Here is a 17,551-nt window from a genome sequence, read left to right on the forward strand (position 1 = left end):
CGTACCAGGGCCCGAAAAGAGCGCCAGTCGGCACGCTCGGGTGGCGAGCCGCCGGTGGCAGCGATCGCGGGCGCGAGCCCGTACGATGCTGTCTGCGTCCTGTTTCCCGGAGGTCTCACCCGTGCGCCGTCCACTGTCCCGCCGTGCCGTTCTCGCGGGCGGGGCGAATCTCGCCGGGGCGACGGCCCTGGCGGCCCTGACAGGATGCAGCGGCTCCGGCGCCCCGGAGGCCACGACCCCAAAGCCGGAGGACCCCGAGCACGTCCTGGCGCGCGAGCTGATCGCCGACAAGGAGCGCACGATCGGCCTCTACACCACGCTGATCACCGCCGGCGGCGAGAAGCTGACGCCCTTCCGCGAGCGCCACCAGGCCCACCTCGCCGAGCTGCGCCGCCGCTTCCCCAGCGCGACGAAGCTCCCCACCAACCCGCCCACCACGCCGCCGTCACCGCCGCCGAAGGTCTCCCTGACGCGGCTGCGCGACGTGGAACGCAAGGCCGCCGCCCTGCGTCCGCGCCAGCTCGCCGACGCCTCACCCGCCCTCTCCCAGCTGATCGCCAGCATCGGCGCCTGCGAGGCCCTGCACGTCCTGTCGCTGCCGAGGTCCCTATGACCGCCTCCGCCGAACGGCCCCGCACCGCGCGCCTGGGGCCTGCTTCCGATCTGGAACGGCTGCGCAAAGCACTGGCGGCCGAGCACGCGGCGATCTACGCCTACGGCCTGATCGGAGCCAGGACGACAGGCGCGCTGCGAGCCAGGGTGACGTCGGCGTTCGACGGCCACCGGGCCCGCCGCGACCAGCTACGCGGCCTCATCACCGCCCGCCAGGGCCGCCCCGCCGAGCCTGAGCCCTCCTACGCGCTGCCCGTGACGCCCGACAACGCCACGGAGGCGATCCGCCTGGCGGTGCACGTGGAGCAGGGCATCACCGCCACCTACCTGGAACTGGCCGCCTGCGAGGACGCCGCCCTGCGCCGGTACGCGGCCCTGGCCATGCAGGAGTCGGTCACCCGCGCCTACGGCTTCCGCCCCTCGGTGCCGACCTTCCCCGGCATGCCCACCCCACCCAAACCCACCCCCACCCAAACCCCAACCACCAGCCCAGGCTGACCCCACCGCAAAGGCCGGGGCGAGGTGAGAGCCACCCCGAGGTCCGCCGCCTCGGCCCCCGCCCGCCGCGGCGACCACGCCTCGCCCAGGCAGCCGACCGGCGGGTCACGCAGGCTGGGCCCGTCCTCCACCACCGGCAAGGTGTCCGCGGGCCGAGGCTGGGCGGCGATTCTCAATGCCGGCTGAAAGCCCGTCAGTAGCGGTAGTGGCGGGTACGGCCGCGCCCCAGGGTCTTGGTCACGTGCAGCCCGCCGGGCAGGCGGACCGAGAGGTGCCGGCGCCCGTCGGGGGTCGTCTGGATGTGGAAGCGGCGGTTGCCGAAGCTGTGGCCGACACCGTGGCGCGAGAGGTTGATGCGGAATGGGCCTACCTTGATGGACTTCCGGTAGTGCCAGCCCATGGAACCCTCCTCGGGATCGGTTACGCCCTGATAACGAGCGACCGGGTGAGGAGAGTTCCTGGGGGGTTGGCGGTCAGGAGCAGGCGGCGAGGATGCGGTCGGTCGCCTCGGCGAGCGGGATCTCTTCCTTGGTGCCGGACGCGCGGTCGCGCAGTTCCACCACGCCGGTGGACAGGCCGCGGCCGACCACCAGGATCGTCGGCAGGCCCAGCAGCTCCGCGTCCTTGAACTTGACGCCTGGCGACACCCCGGCCCGGTCGTCGACCAGGACGCGCAGGCCCTTGGCGGTCAGTTCCTCGGCGAGCTGCAGGGCGACCTCGATCTGGTTCTCCTTGCCGGTGCCGACGATGTGCACGTCGGCCGGGGCCACCTCGCGCGGCCACACCAGGCCGAGCTGGTCGTGGGCCTGCTCGGCGATGACGGCCACGGCGCGGGAGACGCCGATGCCGTAGGAGCCCATGGTGATGCGGATGGGCTTGCCGTCGGGGCCGAGGGCGTCGAGGCCGGCGGCGTCGGCGTACTTGCGGCCGAGCTGGAAGATGTGGCCGATCTCGATGCCGCGGTCGATGGACAGCTCGCTGCCGCAGCGCGGGCAGGCGTCGCCGGCGCGTACCTCGGCGGCCTCGATGGTGCCGTCGGGGGTGAAGTCGCGGCCGGCGACGACGTTGACGGCGTGCTTGCCGGGCTCGTTTGCGCCGGTGACCCAGGCGGTGCCGGTGACGACGCGGGGGTCGACCAGGTAGCGGATGCCGAGGTCCTTCAGGACCTGCGGGCCGATGTAGCCGCGGACCAGGCCGGGGTGCTTGGCGAAGTCCTCGGCCTCGAAGATCGCGGGCTCGCCGGGGGCCAGCGCGGCCTCCAGGCGCTTGAAGTCGACCTCGCGGTCGCCGGGGATGCCGACGATGAGCGTCTCGACCTTGTCGGAGCCGGGCGTGGTGATCTTGACGACGATGTTCTTGAGTGTGTCGGCGGCGGTGATCGACAGGCCGTGGACCGTGTTGACGTGGTCGACGAGGGTCTCGATCGTGGGGGTGTCCGGGGTGTCGAGCACCTGCTGGGCGCCGGCCCCGGCCACCGGGCGCGCGGCGGGCGCGGGGGTGGTGACGGCCTCGGCGTTGGCGGCGTAGCCGCAGGAGTGGCAGGCGACGAAGGTGTCCTCGCCGGTGGGCGTGGGGGCCAGGAACTCCTCGGAGGCCGATCCGCCCATGGCGCCGGACGTGGCGAAGACGATCTTGTAGCGGATGCCGAGCCGGTCGAACGTCTTGATGTAGGCCTCGCGGTGCTGCTCGTAGGAGCGCTTGAGGCCGTCGTCGTCGAGGTCGAAGCTGTAGGAGTCCTTCATCAGGAACTCCCTGCCGCGCAGGATGCCGGCGCGGGGGCGGGCCTCGTCGCGGTACTTCGTCTGGATCTGGTAGAGCGTGACCGGGTAGTCCTTGTAGGAGGAGTATTCGCCCTTCACCATGTCGGCGAAGAGCTCCTCGTGGGTGGGGCCGAGCAGGTAGTCGGCGCCCTTGCGGTCCTTGAGGCGGAAGAGCGTGTCGCCGTACTCGGTCCAGCGGCCGGTGGCCTCGTAATACTCCCTGGGCAGCAGCGCGGGGAAGAGGACCTCCTGCCCGCCCATCTTGTTCATCTCGTCGCGGACGATCGACTCGACGTTCTTGAGCACGTGCATGCCCAGGGGCAGCCAGGAGTAGATGCCGGGCGCGACGCGGCGGACGTAGCCGGCGCGGACCAGGAGCTTGTGGCTCGGGACTTCCGCGTCTGCCGGGTCGTCCCGCAGGGTGCGAAGAAACAACGACGACATGCGCAGCAACACGGCTACTCCTTGCTCGAACCCGGAAGTGAAGGACTACAGGCTATCGACTCGGGGGGCCGCGTCGCGCGGGCTTGCCGCGCCGGCGCCTTCACACTCAGGTCACGAAGAACGCGAAGACTCCCGCCAGCACGGCCGCGACCCCCAGCGCGCGCAGCCGTCCCACGGTGGTACGGCGCAGCCACAGCACGGCCACGACGGTCAGCACGCCGACGACGACGGCGGGGACCGGCCAGAACGTGGCCCCGGTGTCGAGGAACCCGGGCGTCGCCCGGTCGATGACGTCGGCCAGCACCAGGGCGCCGATGCCGCCGGCGGCCAGGTCGCCCCAGAGGTCGGACCTGCGGGTGAGGTAGCCGAGCATGCCCAGGCCGACGAGCAGCACGAGCAGCACGTTCAGCGCGACGGGCCCGCCGCCGACGACGTCGATGTTGAAGCGGCCCTGGAGCGCGCTGCCGCCCATGGCGGCCACCAGCGACGAGACGGTCGCGAGGAACGTGGTCAGCAGCGCCCATCCGAGCCCGGTGCTCGTGGCGCCGAGCGTGATGGTCAGCGCGAGGTAGACGTACGGGTCGTAGAGGTCGGAGAGCAGGGCGGGCGCGTTGTCGACGGCGAACATGCCGAGAAGTCCGACGGCCAGTCCCCCGAGGAAGGCCGCGAGTACATGGCGTTCGATGCCGCGCTGTCGCCGGTCGTACTCGGCGAAGTCGGCATAGTCGACGGCGCTCGTCTTCTTCTCCATCTCCATTCCCAGGCCACCCTTTCCCCCAGTAACCACTAAAGGCGGCCATTACTCACAGTATGCGGACTTACAGAAAAGGCAAAATTCGGTCAACCGAAGTTAACGGCGAAGCAAGTGCTTGGTTAGTCTGTGGGGCATGGATCTGCTGCGTGACACCGTCCACTCGTACCTGTCCCGCCGCCCGTCCGCGTCGTGGGCGGACTTCGCGCGGGAGCTCGGCGTCGCGGGGCTGGCCGTGCCCGAGGAGTACGGCGGGGCGGGCGGCGGGCCGGAGGAGGTCGCCGCCGTGGCGTGGGAGGTGGGGCGGGCGCTGTCGGCGCAGCCGTTCCTGCAGACGGCGGTGCTGGCGGTGGCGGCGCTCAGGCTCGACGGGAACGCGGCGGCCCGTGCGCGGCTGCTACCGGTGCTGGCCGAGGGGGCGATGAGCGCGACTGTTGTGTTCGGCTCGGAGTTGTCCCTGGAGGACGGGCTGCTGACCGGCGAGGCGCCTCATGTCCTGGACGGGGAACTGGTGCTCGTCTACGCCGGTGGGCAGCTGGTCGAGGCCCGGCCCTCGGTGCGGGAGCCGTACCTGACCATGGACCTCACGCGCCCCCTGACCAGGCTCGTCTTCGAGCGGACGCCCGCCACCGGCCTTGGCCCCGACCAGCACGAGGAGGCGGTCCGGGCGCTCGGCGTCGCGGCGCTCGCCGCCGAGCAGGCGGGCGGGGCCGAGCGGTGCCTGGAGGCGGCGGTGGAGTACGCGAAGCAGCGGCGGCAGTTCGGGCGGCCGATCGGGTCGTTCCAGGCGATCAAGCACAAGCTGGCCGACGTGGCGCTGCTGGTGGAGTCGGCCAGGTCGGCGGCGCTGGCGGCGCACGAGTCGGCCGTGAACGCCGCCGTCGCCGGGGCCTACTGCGGCGACGCCTATCTACGGGCGGCCGGGGAGAACATCCAGGTCCACGGCGGCATCGGGATCACGTGGGAGCATGACGCCCACCGCTTTCTCAAGCGCGCCACCTCCGACGCCCAGCTCTTCCGCAGCCCGCGGGGGCATCGCGAGGAGCTGGCCGCGCACGTGTTCGGCGGTTAGCCGCCGAGGAGCTCTTCCCAGGGCTGGCGGGCGTTGGTGCGGCGGGTGGTGTCGAGGGCCTCGGCCAGGCGCCAGAAGCCGGGGCGCACGTGCACGCGGGCCGAGCCCATGGGGTCGACGGCGTGGAGTTCGAAGCGGACGCCCATGACGTCCAGGATGGCCGAGGCGTTGCCGCCGGGACCGGCCACCGTGACCAGGCTGCCGTCGAAGTCGGGGTCGCGGACGTGCTCGGCGAGCAGCGCGGCGACCTCGGCGGCGTAGGGGCCGTCGCGCCACTCGATGTGCCAGCTGTGGTCGGCGCCGCGCCACCAGGTCAGGTCGCGGCAGGCCTCGATGAAGTCCGCCTTGGTGGCCAGGACCGCCATGACCCGGCCGAACGCCTCGTAGCGGCGCGCGCTGGAAAGCTCGTCGTCGCTCGACCGAGTCCGGCGGAAACCCCTCATGTCTGGGAGCGTGCCATCTTTCTGCCGCCGCAGCGCGTGCTTTCGCCTCACGATCACCCACTCTGATCGCCGTACCACGTATCCCGCAAGTCCCGGACGCACGGCCGCACTTCCCGCCGGACAGCCGCCCTGATAGTCTCTACCAAGCGAGCGCTTGGTTTACTTGGAGGATGGATGCGGATCAGCCTCGGTTACGAACTGGAGGTTCGCGGGCGTACCCGCGAGGTCGAGCAGCAGGCGTTCCGGAATGTGATCGACCAGGTGGTCCTGGGCGATCAGCTGGGCTTCGACACGGCCTGGTTCGTCGAACACCACTTCACCAGGGGTTTCTCCCACTCCTCCGCGCCGGATCTGGTGCTGGCCGCGATCTCTCAGCGCACCGAGCGGATCCACCTGGGGCTGGGCGTGGTGCTGCTGCCCTTCCAGTCGCCCATCCGTACGGCGGAGCGCGTGGCCACCCTCGACGTCCTGAGCGGCGGCCGGGTGGAGTTCGGGACCGGCCGCGGCGCCTCGCCGCTGGAGTACCAGGCGTTCCAGAAGCCGTTCGAGAAGTCGCGGCAGATCTGGGAGGACTCCCTGGAGGCCACGCTGGCCATCTGGCAGGCGGACGGCGAACCGGTCACCCGGTCGAACGAGTTCTTCGAGATTCCGGACGTGTCCGTGTACCCGCGACCGGTTCAGGAGCCGTATCCGAGGGTGTGGGTGGCGTCCACGTCCCTGGAGGGCTACCTGGCGGCCGCCAAGCACGGCTACAACCTGCTCGGGATGACGATGCTCAAGGGCATCGACGACGTCGCCGCCGACATCGCGAAGTATCGGGAGTGTCTGGCCGACAATGGGTTCGACCCCGCCAGCCGGCGGGTGGCGCTGATGATCCCCTGGTACGTGGGACAGGCGCGGGACGAGGCGGCCGACGCCGTGCTCTGGTACATCCGGCGCCAGGTCAACCTGGTCACGCCGCCCGACTACTACGACGCCCGCCACGCCACCCACCGCGTGCTCGGACAGCTCGCGGCCGGCATGCCGCCGGAGGAGGCCATGGCGACGCTGCGCGAGCACCTCATGGTCGTGGTGGACGACGTGGAGGGCTCACGCAAGGCGGTCGCGCGCATCGCCGAGGCCGGCGCCACCGACCTGATCCTGCAGTGCCAGGTGGGCGGGCTGGCGCATCCGCTGGTCACGGAGTCGATGCGCACGTTCATGGCCGAGGTGGTGCGCTGATGCGCCGCGAAGGTCTCGTGGAAGGGATGGGGGTGGCCTTCGATGCGATGGCTCACACGTGACGACCTGGGCGCCGCCGGGCGGTCGGCGTCCGGGCTGCTGGTGGTCTCGCCGGACGCGGCGAGCGTGTTCCCGCTCGGGCCCGGGGAGCGCGCGGACGCCGCCGCGATGACCGGGGCGGCACTCAAGGCCGCGGGCGTCAGTGCCCGGGACCGTGTGGTGGTGGCGCTGGCCGAACCGGCCGGCGCGCTGTGGGCCGGAGCCGCGGCCGACGTGGCCGGGGCCGCCGCCTCGGTCGGGCCCAGAGGGCGGATGCGGCTGCACCACGCGCTCACCTCGGTCGGGGCCACCGCGCTGGTGGCGACGCCGACCGGGGCCATGGACTTCCTGGCCCGCCTGCACCTGGAGTTCCTGCTGGACCCGCTGGATCTGGGGCTGCGCACGATCGTGCTGACGGGTGAGAACGCCGCCAAGCGGACGATGGCGTATCTGGCCAAGGAGTTCGACGCCGAGGTGACCGAGGTCTATGCGAGCCCGTTCACCGGGGCCGCGCTGGCCTGCCGTACCGCCGAAGAAGAGCCTTTCGTGCCGCTGGCGGAGGGGATCCTCGGGCTGGCGGCGCTGGGCAAGGACGCCCTCGATCCGGACGAGGGTGAGCTCGCCGAGGTGGTGATCACGCCGCGCGGGCACGCCGCGCTGGGTGACGCGGTGCTGCGTACCGGGCAGGTGTCGCGGGGCGGGCTCGCGCCCGCGCACACGGTCGGCGAGCACGTGCTGGTGCGCGGGGTGTGGGTGTCGCTGCTCCGGATCCAGAAGGCGCTGGCCAAGGTGGACGGGGTGTCGGGCTGGAAGCTGACGGTCAGCCGCCAGGGCACGCTGGACGCCGCCGTGCTGACCGTCAGCTTCAACCGGGCGAGCCTGGTCAAGAACCCGATGTGGAAGTCGCGCATCCAGCAGGCCATCCACGGGCTGACGCCGGTGCAGATCGGGGTGGAGGTGGCGCCCGAGGTGTCGGAGGCCGTCACGCCCGGTGTCGTGGAGGACCAGCGCGGCCATCACCTGGGCCGTGATCGCAGCCTGGCCGGCTGAGGAGGCGCGATGGAGAGTGTGCCCGGCTGGGGGACGCTCCCCCGCATGCTGCGCGCGCAGGCCGCCGCGTATCCGGACACCCTCGTGGTGGACGGGCCGGTCCGCCTCACCCTGCGCGAGCTGCGCGAACAGGCCGCCGCCGTGGCGCGCGGCCTGATGGCGCTGGGTGTCGGGCCCGGCGACCGCGTGGCGGTGTGGGGGATCAACGACGCCGCGTGGGTCGTGCACGCGTTCGGCGTCTGGGACGCGGGCGCGGTGATCGTGCCGCTCTCCTCCCGGTACAAGGGGTTCGAGGCCGCGGAGATCATCGCCAAGACGGGCGCGGAGGTGCTGGTCACCGGTCCTGGCGCGGGCGGCGCGGTGCTGGCCGATCTCCTGCCGCCCCTGCCGGTCCTGCGCCACGTGATCGTCCCCGACGGGGTACGGCGGGCCGCCACGCTGACCGCCTCCGAGCTCGCCGCCACCGGCGAGGGCGACACCGGCGAGCGCGACGTCGAGGCCAGGGCGCTGGCCGTGAAGCCGGACGACCTGTGCGAGATCATGTCCACCTCCGGCACCACCGGCACCCCCAAGGGCGTCATGCTCGACCACGCCCAGGTGTTGCGCGGCTACTGGGACTGGGCCGAGATCGTCACCCTGGGCCCGGACGACCGCTATCCGGTGATCGCGCCGTTCAACCATGGCTTCGGGCTCAACGCCGGGCTGATCGCCTGTGTCCTGCGCCGGGCGACGATGATGCCGGTCGGGGTGTTCACCCCCGATGCCCTGATGGCGCTGGTGGAGTCGGGGAAGGTGAGCATTCTGGCGGGTCCGCCCACGTTGTTCGCCCGGCTGCTGGACGAGCTCGACCGCCGCGACTGGGACGTCTCGTCGCTGAGGGTGGCGATCTGCGGGGCGGCGTCGGTCCCGGCAACGCTGATCACCCGGCTGGTCGAGCGGGTGGGGCTGGAGCGCATGATCAACGCCTACGGGCTCATGGAGGGCACGGTCGTGTCGATGACCCGGGCCGGCGACCCGATCGAGGTGATCGCGACGACCACCGGACGGGCGGTGCCGGGCATCGAGGTGAAGATCGTCGACCTGGAGGGCAAGGAGGTGCCGGCCGGGGAGCGGGGCGAGGTCCTGCAGCGCGGGTACGGGGTGATGCGGGGCTACTGGGGCGAGCCGGGCAAGACGGCGGAGGCGATCGACGCCGGCGGTTGGCTGCACACCGGCGACGTCGGCGTGCTGGACGAGGCGGGCAACCTCAGCATCGTGGACAGGAAGAAGGAGCTGTTCATCGTCAACGGCTTCAACGTCTCGCCCGCCGAGGTCGAGGCGCTGCTGCTGCGGGAGGGATCGCTGGCGCAGGCCGCGGTGGTCGGGGTGCCGGACGACGACTCCGGCGAGGTGGGGTGGGCGTTCGTGGTGCCGCGTTCCGGCGTGCGGGTGGACGGCGAGGAGCTGCGGGCGTGGGCGCGGGAGAACATGTCCAACTTCAAGGTGCCGAAGCGGGTGATCGTGGTGGAGGAGCTGCCCGCCAACCCGAACGGCAAGACCGACAAGATCGCCCTCCGCCGGATGGCCGCCGGAGATATTTCCTGACCTGCGGTTTCAGTCGCGCTCGCCGGACTTTCGCGACTTAGGGTGGAAGCGCGCCGCCTGCCTCTGGGCGGTGCGCGGATCCGTCGCAACCGCTACGTTGACACCGAGGCCGCGCTCGGGATCACTCGATCCGTGCCGGAATTGCGGGTGTTCGCGAAAGATGGGTTCGTACGCACGAGTGACCGGGGATACCTCGTTGAGGTTGGCCGGTCGCACCTACTAGGACGTGTCCCCCGCTCCTGAGGAGGCAGGCGTGTCGTTGCGCGTGGCGGTAGTCGGGTCGGGCCCGGCGGGCATCTACACGGCGGAAGCGCTGGTCAAGCAGTCGGCCGAACCGGTCGACGTCGACGTGCTGGAGCGGCTGCCCACGCCGTACGGGCTGGTCCGCTACGGGGTCGCCCCCGACCACACCTCGATCAAGTCCATCGCCAACTACCTGCGCAAAGTGCTCGAACTCCCCCAGGTGCGCTTCCTCGGCGGCGTCACCCTCGGCGAGCACCTGTCCGTCGAGGACCTCCTGGCGAGCTACGACGCCGTCGTCTACGCCACCGGCGCCATGGTCGACCGGCGCATGGGCATCCCCGGCGAGGACCTGCCCGGCAGCGTGGCCGCCACCGACTTCGTCAACTGGTACTGCGGCCATCCCGACGTCGACCCCGACCGCTTCGTGCTCGACAGCCCCGAGATCGCCGTGATCGGCGTCGGCAACGTGGCCGTCGACGTGGTGCGCGTCCTGGCCAAGACCGCCGAGGAGCTGGCCGCCACCGACGTCCCCCACGACGTCCTCGAACGCCTGGGCGAGAGCCAGGTCAAAGCCATCCACATGATCGGCAGGCGCGGTCCCGAACACGCCAAGTTCACCCTCAAGGAGCTGCGTGAGCTGGGCGAGCTGGCCAACGCCGACGTGTGCGTACGCCCCGACGAGGCCGTGGTGCTGGGCGCCGACTTCCCGCGCCAGATCCGCGGCAACATCGACGTGCTGCAGTCGTGGGCGGCCCGCGCCCCCGTCGGCCGCCCGCGCCGCCTGGACGTGCGGTTCTGGCTGCGCCCGGTGGAGATCCTCGGCACCGACCGGGTCGAGGGGCTCAAGCTGGAGCGCACCCGCCTGGAGGACGGCCGCGTCGTCGGCACCGGCGTGTACGAGACGCTGCCGGTCGGCATGGTGCTGCGCTCGGTCGGCTACCAGAGCGTGCCGCTGCCCGGCGTGCCGTTCGACACGGGCTCGATGACGGTCCCGAACGTGGCGGGCCGGGTGCGCGAGCGCGAGTACGTCGCGGGCTGGCTCAAGCGCGGCCCCACCGGGGTGATCGGCACCAACAAGTCCGACGCCGCCGAGACCGTCCGCACGCTGCTGTCCGACCTCGCCGGCCACGACAGGGTACGGCCAGCCGCCCTCGACGACCTGCTGCGCTCACGCGGCGTCGAACCGGTCACCTACGAGCACTGGCTGCGCATCGAGGCCGCCGAGGAGGCGCTGGCCAGGACGCTGGGCCGGGGCGAGCGGGTCAAGCTGGTCGGTCTTGACGCGATGCGCGACGCAGTCCAAGGCTGAGCACGGCGATCCCGAGGGCGAGCACGAGCGTCGTCGCCACGCCGCCCTCGGGCCCGAACACGCCGCCGGTGACCACGTCGGGGCCGTTCTCCATCAGGTCGACGATCGCCATCATGCCGGTGTCGGTGCCGCTGACCTCGAAGCCGAAGACGTTGCCCTGGGCCCAGTTCCACGCCGCGTGCCACAGGCACACGCCCCAGAGCGCGCCCTCCCACAGTGCGTACAGGCCGAGGAGCACGCCGACGAGCACCAGGTTGACCAGGCTGAGCGCGTTGATGCCGGGGTTGAGCAGGTGGAGGGCGGCGAACAGCATCGAGGACAGGCCGACGCCGACCACGGCCCCGTAGCGCGCGCCGACCACCGGCAGCAGGAAGCCGCGGGTGACGATCTCCTCGGTGGAGCCCTGCACGACCCAGCCGGCGAACACCAGGATCGCCGGGCCGATCGCCGCCAGGCCCTGCGGCACGTTCTCGGTGAGCGTGAAGCCCGGCACGACGAGGATCGCGGTGACCAGGCCGAAGGACAGGACGCCGGTCAGCAGGCCGAGGGCCGAGCGCCGGGCGGCGTGCTCGCGGGTGAACCCGAGCGTGCGGAAGCCGCGTTGCTCGAACAGGCCGATCCACAGCCAGATCAGCAGCGCGACCGGCGCGAACCCGGTCACCAGGTTCACCAGCGTGCGCAGCGCCGGGTCGGCGGGCAGGCCGGTGAACGCCAGGATGATCGCCCCGATGATCCCGCCGAGCAGGATGGCGGCCACGGCGACGACCAGGGCGAGGATCGGATGGGTGCGCCGCTTGCCCGAGGTGGCCAGGGCGAAGAGCGGATTGTCCGTCACGGTCAGGACCTTACTTCCTGGAACGCCGCCGGCGGGCGACGTATGCGACAGCGGCCACCAGTGCTCCGGCGCCGACGATGACGAGCCCGATGACGAAGACCAGGGCGAGGACGTCCAGGGCGTCGGCGGGCACACCCGGCTGCCAGATGCGCCAGGCGAACCAGCCCGAGGCGAGCATGGCCAGGAGCGACAGGCCGGCGATCACGAGACCCCAGTAGACGATGCGGACGGCCCAGTCGCCCACGGTGCGCTTCGGCCGCTCGACCACGGGAGCGGGCCCTCGGGCGGCCCCGGCCCCGGACCCACGAGCGGACCCGGCGCCGGGACCTCGGGCGCTCGTTCGGGCGCTCCCGGCGGCGGGCCCGGGGGTGCTGTCCGCTGGGGCGATGACCAGGTCGGGCTCGCGGATCTCGGTGACGGCGGCGGGGAGGCCGGCGAGGTCGGCCGCGGTGACCGGGTGGCCGCCGCGCAGGGTCTCGGCCAGGGCCGGGGTCAGCTTGGAGTGGGTGCCCCTGCCGCGGATCATGCCCTGGTCGAGGACGTACTCGACGCGGTCGGTGGCGCTGAGGAAGACCTGGACGGACGCGGAGAGGGCGGACAGCTCGATCGGGAGGCGCTCGGCGCCGATGAAACAGCAGTCGAGGATGAGCACGACGTGCCCGGCGGCGGTCCCGGCCAGCGCCCGCTCGACGGCCGCGACCGGCACCGAGGTCGCCGCCGGGTCGTCGCGGCCGGTCGCGGAGGTGGCCAGCAACAGGCCGTCACGGGTGGCGACGGCGTGGCAGGCGACATAGAGCAGCAGCACGTCGTCCGGCTGCCGGTCGCCCAGGAAGGCGGTGATCTCGGCCAGCACCTCGCCCTGGGTGCCGTCGGCCAGTTTCCGCAGCGCGAAGCTCGCGAGCAGGGCCTCGCCGAGTGCGTCCGCATCCCTCGCGGGCGACCGTAATTGGGCCATCCCGGGGTCGGACTGGGTGGCGGTCACGATCATCAGCGCCTCGCGGGCTGCCGGCATGGGACCTCCCAAGCTGTGAGATGCTCGGCGAGCTTGCCAGCGCCGCGTTTCCGGAGGAGAACATGCGTGTCACCGTTGGGCATCGGCCGATCACCGGGTTCGCGGAGGAGTATCGGCTGCAGCAGAGCCGCTACCCGATGACCCCGGCCGGCTGGCAGCCGGTGCACACGGTCTATGTTCCGGCCGACCGTTTCTCGGCCGACACGGTGGCGACGTGGGGCGGGCAGGCGCTGGAGCTGCTCGAGGCCCATCTGCCCGGTCCCGACGAGCTGGCCGAGGTGTTCGGGGTGAGCGCGGACCTGGCTCCCGGCGTGCACCGGCGGCTGCTGGCGAAACTGGAGGCCGAGCCGGTCGAGGACCTGCGCATCGACTTCGAGGACGGCTACGGCGTGCGTCCCGACGACGAGGACGGCCACGCCGAGCAGGCCGCCGCCGCGGTGGTGGCGATGCACGAGGAGGGACGGCTGCCGCGCAGGTGGGGCCTGCGGGTCAAGTCGTTCGCCGACGCCGACCCGGAACGCTCGGTCCGCACGCTGGACGGCTTCCTCACCGAGGTCGTGGGCCGGATCGGCGCCCTTCCGCCGGGGTTCGCGCTGACGTTCCCCAAGGTCCTGATGGAGAACTACCTCGGCCAGTTCTCCGCCTTCCTGGAGGACCTGGAGAAGGGGCTCGGGCTCGGCCCGCTGCGCTTCGAGATCCAGGTGGAGGCGCCGCAGACGCTGCCGTTCCTGCGCGCGGACCTGGCCGGGGGACGGCTGGCCGCGGCGCACTTCGGCGTCTTCGACTACACCGCCGCGATCGGGCTGCCGCCGCACGAGCAGCGGCTGGACCACCCGGCCTGCGACCACGCCAGGCACGTGATGCAGACGGCGTTCGCGGGCACTGGGATCGAACTCTCGGACGGCTCACTGGCCGCCGCACCCGCGTCGTCCGCGACGGCCGACGTGCGCGCGCTGTGGCGCAGGCACGCCCAGCTGGTACGCCACTCGCTGGCCCACGGCTTCTACCAGGGCTGGGACATGCACCCGTCGCACCTGGTGAGCAGGTTCGCCACCGTCTACGCCTTCCACCTCGCCACCTACGACAGCTACACGGCCCGGGTCGCCGCCTGGGAGCAGCAGCGGCAGGTGGAAGGCGTCATGGACGAGCCGGCCACCGTCAAAACTCTTGTGACGGCACTTTCGCGGGCCCGGTCCGCACTGGGGGACTTCACCGGAAACCCCGCCTGAGTCGGCGGTGTAGGGCAACCTTGACTGGAGGGTTGTCCGCAAGCTGTCTGGATTGTCAGGGAATCGGGTGCAGTGGACGGGTAGCGCACCATATAGCCTCAGCTCCATGACCGGATCCCTCCTTGAGGTGATCGCGCTCAACGTGCGCGACGCCGTGGCCGCCGAACGTGGTGGTGCCGACCGCCTTGAGGTCGTCGCCGACATGGCCGCCGACGGACTCACCCCAGCGCCGGAGACGGTCGCCGCCATCGCCGCCGAGTGCGCGCTCCCCCAGATGGTGATGCTGCGCGGCGAGGCCGGGTTCACGGCCGACCCCGAAGCGCTCGACCGGCTCAGGAACGACGCCAAGGCCCTGTCCCAGGCCGGGGCCGCCGGGTTCGTGTTCGGGTTCCTCGACGCCGACGGCGCCGTCGACCTGACCGCCACCGAAGCCATGATCCACGCGGTGTCGCCGCTGCCGTGGACCTTCCACCGCGCGGTCGACTACGCCGCCGACACCTCAGCGAGCTGGCGCGCCGTCCGGCTGCTGCCGAACCTGGCCACCGTGCTCACCTCCGGCTCGCCGTCAGGAGTGGGCGACGGGCTGCCGGTGCTGAAGGCCCGTTGCGAGGCGGGCGACGCGGGACTCATCCTCGCGGGGGGCGGCCTGAAGCCGCCGCACGTGCGCGCCCTGCTCGACTACGGCATCCGCGCCTTCCACGTGGGCAGCGCCGTCCGCACCTCCTGGACAGAACCAGTGGACCCCTCCTTGGTGGCCCGCTGGCGCTCCCTGGTGGACCGCGACTAATCCCGCCGGGCGGCAGCACACCCCCGCCAACCGTGACCAGACGCCACCTGCGGCCCCTGGAATAGACCCACCTGTGGCCCCTGAAAGTGTGCCTTGGACCCCGGGGTTTGCCTTGGGCGCCGTCGGGTGGCCCAGGGGGCGCTCGTAGCGGCGGGAAGTGCGTGAGCCTTCACGAGCGGCCAGGACAGAGGCCCGCCCGTTACGGCGAGGGGGGTGGGCGCGGCTTCGCCGTAACGGGGAGGCGCGAGAAGCACCATCAAAGACGCCCGCATCAAGACGCCCCTGAAGGCGCGCGAAAGATCAGGCGCTGAGGAGATGCGGCACTGTGAGATCGCGGAAGGCGGTGGACAGTGCGGGGCGGGTCAGGCGTTGGAACAAGGCGCCGGACGCGCGGTGCGGGAGGTCGACGGTGCGCAGGTGGCGGAAGCCGCGCTTGCGGTAGTACTCCTGCAGGCCGGGGTTGGACTTGGCGCAGTCCAGGCGGAGCCAGGGCAGGCCGACGGCGTGCGTGGTGGCGCCGGCCCAGTCCAGGAGGGCGTCGCCGAGTCCGCTGCCCGACCAGGGGCGGGCCACCGCCAGTTTGTGGACGTAGAGGGCGGCGCGCGGGCGGTCGGCCGGGGTCCAGAACTCGGGGTCGGCCTTGCTGTCGAGGGCGATGGTGGCGACGGGCGGCGCGGCCTCGTCGAAGTCGAGGTAGCGCAGTTCGTCGTCGACGAGGTAGAGGACGTGGGAGTCGATGAGCGGGGCGATGCGCTCGGGGCCGAAGCCGCCTCGGGGCCACTGGCCGATCCCTCGCGAGTGGAGCCAGTCGGCGGTGTCGGCGAGCAGGGTGAGAACTCCTCCCAGGTCAGCGGGTACGGCTCGGCGCAGGGTGAGCGGGTGAAGGAGGGTGTTCGAGTGCATGGGTCTACCCTTCGTTGCGCTGGGTGGCCGGGAGAACACATCTCGTGTGCACTTCACGGCGCGCGGCAGCTAAACGGATATGTCTGGATAAATTACGATTTAGGGGAGCATGCACCACTCCCCCGCCCAGCGAGGTCAGATCTCGCAGGACGCGGCCGTTGGGATCACCCCCAACCGAGCTCGATCAGCGGCTGCCGAGCTCGTATCTGATCAAGTGCTTGTCGGCGGGAAGCACCGACACCGCGACACGGACCGGCGTGTCCTCCCGGTCGTAGCCGACTCGGACATACACGACGACCGGCGTCCCCAGCTCCAGCTGGAGCCGTTCGACCTCTGCCTGATTGGGCATCCTGGCCCAGATGTCGTCGACCACGCGGATCTGCGCGTGCCCGAGTTCCTCGAGTACCCGGTTCGCGCCGCGTCCGATGTCGCCCGGCCTGGCGATCTCGGACTCGGCGACCAGGTCATGCGGGAAATAGGAATCGTTGGTGTTGTAGGGCTGACCGTCGACGAAACGCAGGCGCCGCCGTACCACTGCCAGCTTTCCGTCGTCGAGTTCCAGCCTGCTGGCGATGTCCTCAGCCGGTTTGACCGTCAACACTTCGATGAGCTGGGAGGGCTGGCGGCCTTCCTGGCTGACGGCGTACGCGAAGGCCTCCCGGGGAACTCCCGTGGGTTGCGGCTCCAGTTCGCGTTGGGGATGCATCAGCAGGGCGCGTCGTTCTCTGACGATCGTGCCGCGCCGGGGTGCGCGCGTGACGAGGCCTTCGTTGACCAGTTCCGCGACTGCGAGCCTGACCGTGTTACGGCTGACGCCGTGGCGCGAGCGGAGTTCCTCTTCGGTCGGCAGCTGCGCCCCGGGGCCGTAGTCGCCGGAGTAGATGGCTCTCCGAAGCTCCGAAGCCACCTGCTGATACAGCGACGGTCTTGCCACTTTCACCCCTTTTGTTCCAACAATTTAGACGATCTGGTTCTAGCAGGCCACAACCCCTTGACCGAACGGCCTTGACAGCCGCATCATCCATTCGTTGGTACAAATCCATCGAAAGGCCGGTGAGGGGGTGAGGGCCGGTGTTGCCGGTCCGCGCGGGTGCGCCGTTTGCGAAGCAAGCGAGCTTGCGAAGCTACCCGCCCTGGCACGATCCCCGTGAGGCAACACGTTTACTGCGTTACGCGTTGCATCGCCAGGGGTTCACCCACACCTACCAGAGCAACGGGAACGGTATGTCCGTGCTGTCCGTGCTAACCGAGTTGACCGTGTGGTGCAGAGACGATTTCTTTGTCTGGCATGAGGAGGGCGTCGAAGTCAGACACCCCATCGACGACCCGGTCGGCGCAGCACAACGGATCGCCGACCGCCGTCGGCGGCCACAGCCCTCTCCCACGGAGTGTTCACTCGCTGAACACTCCCCCACCGACTCCGCACGCGAACAATCGGCCTAGGACTCCATCCCTCGCCGGAGTCCTGGCGCCGCCCGCGTCGGAGAAAGGAAACGCACCCTGGCGGGTCCCCCACGCCCGCCAGGGTGCGTTCTCCTGTCTGGATGCTTTCCGTCTTTTCTCTCTCATGATCTTTTACGGCAAGCCGTCCCACCCCCACCCGCCGACCGTGGCCGGGCCCCGTCCAGGGGCACGGTCGTCCAGCGTGCGGGGCGGGCCGCCGTTACGCCCGCATCGTTGACCGGGACCTGATATACCGATGCCACGAGGCCGACCCTGACCGGCGGTTTCGGTTGGACTGTAAGTGGGTTGTCAGGAC

17 protein-coding genes are annotated in these 17,551 nt (G+C 71.1%); 9 read left to right on the top strand and 8 right to left on the bottom strand.

Translation table 11 applies throughout. The features are described 5' to 3' along the window. Nucleotides 1–121 precede the first annotated feature (121 nt). Both HNR40_RS29530 and HNR40_RS29535 read left to right on the top strand, forming a co-directional pair. Complete coding sequence (locus tag HNR40_RS29530) at nucleotides 122–613, top strand: hypothetical protein (protein ID WP_184967008.1); 492 nt, start codon at nucleotides 122–124, stop codon at nucleotides 611–613. Beyond that, a complete protein-coding gene (locus HNR40_RS29535; RefSeq protein ID WP_184967010.1) occupies nucleotides 610–1,110 on the top strand; it encodes a ferritin-like domain-containing protein in 501 nt (166 codons plus the stop codon). Before HNR40_RS29530 ends, HNR40_RS29535 begins: the two co-directional genes overlap by 4 nt. Nucleotides 1,111–1,303: 193 nt before the next feature. On the opposite strand, the gene HNR40_RS29540 is transcribed toward HNR40_RS29535, so the two are convergent. The 3 genes from HNR40_RS29540 to HNR40_RS29550 form a co-directional block, all read right to left on the bottom strand. Then, nucleotides 1,304–1,510, bottom strand: coding sequence for a DUF4236 domain-containing protein (locus tag HNR40_RS29540; protein WP_184967012.1), 207 nt, complete (start codon nucleotides 1,508–1,510; stop codon nucleotides 1,304–1,306). A gap of 73 nt (nucleotides 1,511–1,583) precedes the next feature. Then, a complete protein-coding gene (locus HNR40_RS29545) occupies nucleotides 1,584–3,326 on the bottom strand; it encodes a proline--tRNA ligase (protein WP_184967014.1) in 1,743 nt (580 codons plus the stop codon). A gap of 94 nt (nucleotides 3,327–3,420) precedes the next feature. Then, nucleotides 3,421–4,065: a hypothetical protein gene (locus HNR40_RS29550; RefSeq protein ID WP_184967016.1), complete on the bottom strand. Its 645-nt coding sequence runs from the start codon at nucleotides 4,063–4,065 to the stop codon at nucleotides 3,421–3,423. Between the two features lie 136 nt (nucleotides 4,066–4,201). On the opposite strand from HNR40_RS29550, the gene HNR40_RS29555 reads away from it, so the two are divergent. After that, nucleotides 4,202–5,137 carry an acyl-CoA dehydrogenase family protein gene (locus HNR40_RS29555; protein ID WP_184967018.1) on the top strand — a complete coding sequence of 312 codons (936 nt, stop codon included), beginning with the start codon at nucleotides 4,202–4,204 and terminating at the stop codon, nucleotides 5,135–5,137. Here HNR40_RS29555 and HNR40_RS29560 read toward each other — a convergent pair. Continuing rightward, entirely contained in the window at nucleotides 5,134–5,580 is a 447-nt protein-coding gene (locus tag HNR40_RS29560) for a hypothetical protein (RefSeq protein WP_246509582.1), read from the bottom strand. The genes HNR40_RS29555 and HNR40_RS29560 overlap by 4 nt on opposite strands. Nucleotides 5,581–5,754: 174 nt before the next feature. On the opposite strand from HNR40_RS29560, the gene HNR40_RS29565 reads away from it, so the two are divergent. From HNR40_RS29565 to HNR40_RS29580, 4 genes are all read left to right on the top strand, one after another. Continuing rightward, on the top strand, nucleotides 5,755–6,801 hold the full coding sequence (locus HNR40_RS29565; RefSeq protein WP_184967022.1) for an LLM class flavin-dependent oxidoreductase: 1,047 nt from the start codon (nucleotides 5,755–5,757) through the stop codon (nucleotides 6,799–6,801). Between the two features lie 42 nt (nucleotides 6,802–6,843). Continuing rightward, nucleotides 6,844–7,890 carry a phenylacetate--CoA ligase family protein gene (locus tag HNR40_RS29570; protein WP_184967024.1) on the top strand — a complete coding sequence of 349 codons (1,047 nt, stop codon included), beginning with the start codon at nucleotides 6,844–6,846 and terminating at the stop codon, nucleotides 7,888–7,890. Nucleotides 7,891–7,899: 9 nt separating this feature from the next. Next, nucleotides 7,900–9,474, top strand: coding sequence for an AMP-binding protein (locus HNR40_RS29575; RefSeq protein ID WP_184967026.1), 1,575 nt, complete (start codon nucleotides 7,900–7,902; stop codon nucleotides 9,472–9,474). Between the two features lie 253 nt (nucleotides 9,475–9,727). Further along, nucleotides 9,728–11,026, top strand: coding sequence for an FAD-dependent oxidoreductase (locus HNR40_RS29580; protein WP_312896555.1), 1,299 nt, complete (start codon nucleotides 9,728–9,730; stop codon nucleotides 11,024–11,026). On the opposite strand, the gene HNR40_RS57415 is transcribed toward HNR40_RS29580, so the two are convergent. Both HNR40_RS57415 and HNR40_RS56585 read right to left on the bottom strand, forming a co-directional pair. Next, a complete protein-coding gene (locus tag HNR40_RS57415; RefSeq protein WP_184967028.1) occupies nucleotides 10,980–11,861 on the bottom strand; it encodes a CPBP family intramembrane glutamic endopeptidase in 882 nt (293 codons plus the stop codon). The genes HNR40_RS29580 and HNR40_RS57415 overlap by 47 nt on opposite strands. Nucleotides 11,862–11,871: 10 nt before the next feature. Beyond that, nucleotides 11,872–12,873, bottom strand: coding sequence for a caspase family protein (locus HNR40_RS56585; protein ID WP_184967030.1), 1,002 nt, complete (start codon nucleotides 12,871–12,873; stop codon nucleotides 11,872–11,874). 62 nt (nucleotides 12,874–12,935) lie between these two features. Here HNR40_RS56585 and HNR40_RS29595 point away from each other — a divergent pair, with 62 nt between their 5' ends. Further along, nucleotides 12,936–14,102, top strand: coding sequence for a DUF6986 family protein (locus HNR40_RS29595; RefSeq protein WP_184967032.1), 1,167 nt, complete (start codon nucleotides 12,936–12,938; stop codon nucleotides 14,100–14,102). 106 nt (nucleotides 14,103–14,208) lie between these two features. Continuing rightward, nucleotides 14,209–14,889: a copper homeostasis protein CutC gene (locus HNR40_RS29600; protein ID WP_184967034.1), complete on the top strand. Its 681-nt coding sequence runs from the start codon at nucleotides 14,209–14,211 to the stop codon at nucleotides 14,887–14,889. A 300-nt stretch (nucleotides 14,890–15,189) separates the two neighbouring features. Here HNR40_RS29600 and HNR40_RS29605 read toward each other — a convergent pair whose 3' ends face one another. Both HNR40_RS29605 and HNR40_RS29610 read right to left on the bottom strand, forming a co-directional pair. Next, on the bottom strand, nucleotides 15,190–15,792 hold the full coding sequence (locus tag HNR40_RS29605; protein ID WP_184967036.1) for a GNAT family N-acetyltransferase: 603 nt from the start codon (nucleotides 15,790–15,792) through the stop codon (nucleotides 15,190–15,192). A gap of 184 nt (nucleotides 15,793–15,976) precedes the next feature. Continuing rightward, on the bottom strand, nucleotides 15,977–16,726 hold the full coding sequence (locus HNR40_RS29610) for a GntR family transcriptional regulator (protein ID WP_184967038.1): 750 nt from the start codon (nucleotides 16,724–16,726) through the stop codon (nucleotides 15,977–15,979). Nucleotides 16,727–17,551: the final 825 nt, after the last annotated feature.

This window comes from Nonomuraea endophytica (assembly GCF_014203235.1).
Lineage (GTDB): Bacteria > Actinomycetota > Actinomycetes > Streptosporangiales > Streptosporangiaceae > Nonomuraea > Nonomuraea endophytica.

What these genes read in the sequence shown, in the direction of transcription:
- HNR40_RS29595 (WP_184967032.1), top strand. Translation starts at nt 12,936, where the DNA reads ATGCGTGTCACCGTTGGGCATCGGCCGATCACCGGGTTCGCGGAGGAG.
- HNR40_RS56585 (WP_184967030.1), bottom strand. Translation starts at nt 12,873, where the DNA reads ATGCCGGCAGCCCGCGAGGCGCTGATGATCGTGACCGCCACCCAGTCC.
- HNR40_RS29565 (WP_184967022.1), top strand. Translation starts at nt 5,755, where the DNA reads ATGCGGATCAGCCTCGGTTACGAACTGGAGGTTCGCGGGCGTACCCGC.
- HNR40_RS29570 (WP_184967024.1), top strand. Translation starts at nt 6,844, where the DNA reads ATGCGATGGCTCACACGTGACGACCTGGGCGCCGCCGGGCGGTCGGCG.
- HNR40_RS29575 (WP_184967026.1), top strand. Translation starts at nt 7,900, where the DNA reads ATGGAGAGTGTGCCCGGCTGGGGGACGCTCCCCCGCATGCTGCGCGCG.
- HNR40_RS29600 (WP_184967034.1), top strand. Translation starts at nt 14,209, where the DNA reads ATGACCGGATCCCTCCTTGAGGTGATCGCGCTCAACGTGCGCGACGCC.
- HNR40_RS29560 (WP_246509582.1), bottom strand. Translation starts at nt 5,580, where the DNA reads ATGAGGGGTTTCCGCCGGACTCGGTCGAGCGACGACGAGCTTTCCAGC.
- HNR40_RS29555 (WP_184967018.1), top strand. Translation starts at nt 4,202, where the DNA reads ATGGATCTGCTGCGTGACACCGTCCACTCGTACCTGTCCCGCCGCCCG.
- HNR40_RS29535 (WP_184967010.1), top strand. Translation starts at nt 610, where the DNA reads ATGACCGCCTCCGCCGAACGGCCCCGCACCGCGCGCCTGGGGCCTGCT.
- HNR40_RS29605 (WP_184967036.1), bottom strand. Translation starts at nt 15,792, where the DNA reads ATGCACTCGAACACCCTCCTTCACCCGCTCACCCTGCGCCGAGCCGTA.
- HNR40_RS29550 (WP_184967016.1), bottom strand. Translation starts at nt 4,065, where the DNA reads ATGGAGAAGAAGACGAGCGCCGTCGACTATGCCGACTTCGCCGAGTAC.
- HNR40_RS29540 (WP_184967012.1), bottom strand. Translation starts at nt 1,510, where the DNA reads ATGGGCTGGCACTACCGGAAGTCCATCAAGGTAGGCCCATTCCGCATC.